A 3,664-nucleotide genomic window follows, 5' to 3' on the forward strand; every position below is an offset into this window, starting at 1 on the left:
ATTTTGGCATCATCGCTTTTCCGAAACCCCATATCAAAGGGGCCGCCTGACCAGAATTTCTGACCTTTTTCCGGGCCGCTGTCCCATGACCAGATTTTTTCGGTACTTCCAATGGCGCCAAGCCAGCCGCTTTGCCATCCTGAATACACGCTGCTGTAATGCATTTTTTGCTGAATAAAATCCTGTTCCTCTGCCGAAGTTATCGTCGCGACATACGGTTTTAAACCGCATTTACTATCGGGTAAACTGGCCGTTTCGGTAACGGCATCAGCATATTTATAGGGTGATTTCGTCGATTTATGAAAATCGTAAAAGCGAAAACCTTGATCGTTATGAAATGCCAAATCACCAAGCGAAAATGTAACAAGGCGGTCGGATTTATAGCTGCTTGCCTTCGGCAAATAGGTGATTTCTCTGAAAATCCGATTCCAATCCTTGATTGCAAGCGTGCTTCCATCCTGATTAAAAATACGAAGATAACCGCGTTCACTGTTCCATTCACCGCGCAGTTGCGAATTGGCATAGGGAATATTGGTATAGGTAATCATGCCAGTGACAGCATCGGTCGCCTTTGTTGCGTTGAAAATGCCAAGACTTTCATTTCCCTTGTCGTAATTGCTGTCAATTTTGGCAAAGGCAGCAGAAAAGCGGCAGTTTCCCTGCATCAAATCGGATTTCACAACACGACATAAAGCCTTTGATTTATAATTTACCTTGGTCGAAAAGCTGCTGGTTTGATTTTTTTTCTGGTCTGCTGGCGCGCCATATCTATCCGAACCAAGCGCAAAATTGGCGGTCACCGGATCAGGGCTTTTAGAAATGGCCTGAAAAAATGTGCCGCCATCCTTTGGCACAAATATATCGCCGCCGATACGTTCCCAATCAGGTTCGGTTGGCCCAGTCTTCGGGATTTCTGCTACCGCCTGCGACGCCCATAATTCATATAGCCCATCTTTATTTTGATCAAAAAAGCAGAAATGCGTGATTTTGCTTGTCTCGTTCGTTGTCGTAACAATTCTGTTATCGAGCCATTTTCCGTGAAATAGCCCCACCCATTGACGCGGGCCAATCCCGACAAACCGGCTTTGTCCCTTCCCCACAATTTGTAATGGCCAGTGATATTGTAGCAAAGTCGAATGGACATCAACGCTCGCAGGCCCCGTCGCCAGTTTCGTGATATCTTCTGCTGACAAGGACTTTTGCCAAATGCGAAGATCGGAAACAGCGCCGTTTAGACGATTTGCCGTTTCAAGCCGAAGACTGCCGACATAAAGACGCGTTCCGGCGGCGGTTTGCAGCTTTGAAAAATCAGGTTGACGCACCGAAATATATTCGCCCGTCTGTAAAGCATTATCAATATATACCCGAATGCTATTGCCGGGTAAGGGAGGAACCAGATTTTGCGAATCATAGGTGATGGCAACATGATGCCATTTGGAGTCGCGCAAATCCTTGCCATTTGACAAGGCAAAGGTAGCACCGCCAAAATCCAGGAGAAACACACCGTTATTCAGCTGTGCAGCAAATTGCCGTTTGTGCGATGCGTTTCCCCAATTCATGATATTTGCAATGCCTTGCTGTTGTGAATCGACTCTTAACCAAAAAGAAACCGTCAGCGAACTTCCGGCAAGCATTGGTGCAGAGGATCCAGATCCGATATAACGGCTACTTCCATCAAAAACAGTTCCACTGCGCTGGACCGGGTTATTCTGGCGAAGCAGTAAACAGGCCTGATCGCCAAGTTTGACATGATCAATCGATACGCTGTCCGATCGACCAAGCTGCGTCTGGATATATTTCGTCGCATAATCTGCCTGCTCGGCCTGATTTATATTGGTGTTAATGTTGATCCAGCTGCCTTTAAACCCAATCAAAAGTGAAAAAATTCCAATCGAAGCAATCGAAAATACCGTGGTGTAGACCAGTATTTCGACCAGTGAAATTCCCAGTTTTCTGATTTTTAAAAACCGCAAGATAATGGAAAGAACCGACATGAAAATTTGCGCCCAATGTGGTGTACAGCTTCATTAGATCTTTAAAATTTACGGTATATTAATATTTGGATGATCAAAAAATTCGACTTAATTGACGAAGAGCGGCAATCTAAAAATTTCTGCAACATTCTGAAAAAGAACAATTTACTATCAAATTCATCAGGCAATCTCTAATTTGAAAATTTACCTGATTTGGTTTTCATCAGCGCTTCTTCTAGATTTATGGGCGATCTAGTTGCTTGCCTCTTTCGGGCGATCCTGCGTGGCAATTGTTTTCACCACAGCATCAAGGGAAAAAAATGTCGTTTCGAACCAAGGCCGAGTTTCAGCGTTCTTTTCTGCAGCAAACGGATGATGGGTTTGCGCTTGCATCAGTCTTGCTGGTTATTGTTGTGCTGAGTCTGACGGCAATCCCGCTTCTTGATATGGTGATACGAAACCGAGAAAATGCCACAACCATTCAGATTATCTCGCATCTTCAAGCCGAAGCGCGGGAAAATCTTGAACTAAGCCTATATCAGGTCAAGCTATCGAATGGCTTTCCACCGCATTATGCAATTGGCGGGCTACCTGAAACACAGATGATTGCAAATCGCTGCACGCGCCGTATTCACGCGGTTAGTCCCGCGTTTTTGGACGGCGTGTCATTGGTCGATTCCGCAGTTCGACAAACGAACCTTACCGAAATGCGAGGTCGGCAGACAGCAAGTTTCGTCCATCGCAAATTGCCGACAGTCAAATCCCCCTTTGACCGCTATGTGGTGGTGTCCTGTGCACTTGCCGCTGGGGGACAAATTGCCATTTTCGGAACTGAAATCATCATCGATAATGGCAGCTTTCACACACTTAGCTATGGCCAGTACTAGGCCAATTATTTTTAATATTTTGAACCATGCTGGGCAATGGCTTTGCTAGCCGTTATTTGACGCTGATTGTGGTTTTGGGCAAAAGCGTGCGCTCGTCACCCTGATCTGGATTGCCGTTTTTGGTGTGGCTGAAGCTGCATCGAACGGCACTTTTATAAACTTTATTTTATCGCCATCTGGCCCTTTGACGCGCGCACGGATATTCCAGCTGTTAATCGTCGTCACGCTGATTAGATTTAGGTTTGGATTCGGTGTTGGTGCGGTTGATCCGTCGGGGCGCTGATCATAAAATTTTAGATCATAGCGTTCCCCCTCGCCGATCGCATTGAGTGGTAATTTCAGAGGCACAACAAAGCCATCATGGGCATTTTTCCATCGTGGACTTGCCAGAATCGATCCATTTTGGTTGATCCTTCCCGTCTCATATTCGTCATCATCATCGGCAAATGTATAAACATCATTAATGTCAGTTAGATCGCGTTCGGGTTCCAGATTGTTAAACTGGATTTGAATCTGTTTTGACGTCCCGCCTGAATTGGCATCATCAAAAACGAACACAAGGCTGTAGCGATTGACCGTATTATTATTCGTCTGTTCAAGCAAAATCACCGTTACCGCATGCGGTTCGGCTTCAGTGATTGCTGGCGAATTCTGCACAAAGGGCCAATAAGGGTGGCTGCGATTATCCGGAACATCAGCTTCCTGGCATAGTTTTACATTTTTGGTGTCTGACTGATTGCGCGTCCGCATGACCAGACCGTTTGGCTGATCAAAAATCAAGCCGGTCTTGCAATAGCCATAAAA

3 protein-coding genes are annotated in these 3,664 nt (G+C 45.7%); 1 reads left to right on the forward strand and 2 read right to left on the reverse strand.

Translation table 11 applies throughout. From position 1 onward, the window contains the following. Positions 1–1,994, reverse strand: a 1,994-nt coding sequence (locus ABNT28_RS10325) for a LamG-like jellyroll fold domain-containing protein (protein ID WP_348721542.1), incomplete at its 3' end; no start/stop codon positions are given. A 299-nt stretch (positions 1,995–2,293) separates the two neighbouring features. Here ABNT28_RS10325 and ABNT28_RS10330 point away from each other — a divergent pair. After that, positions 2,294–2,860, forward strand: coding sequence for a hypothetical protein (locus ABNT28_RS10330; RefSeq protein WP_348721543.1), 567 nt, complete (start codon positions 2,294–2,296; stop codon positions 2,858–2,860). Between the two features lie 45 nt (positions 2,861–2,905). Here the strand turns inward: ABNT28_RS10330 and ABNT28_RS10335 are convergent. Then, on the reverse strand, positions 2,906–3,664 hold a 759-nt coding region (locus ABNT28_RS10335; RefSeq protein WP_348721544.1), incomplete at its 5' end, for a hypothetical protein.

This window comes from uncultured Candidatus Puniceispirillum sp., assembly GCF_963979125.1.
Taxonomy (GTDB): Bacteria; Pseudomonadota; Alphaproteobacteria; order Puniceispirillales; family Puniceispirillaceae; genus Puniceispirillum.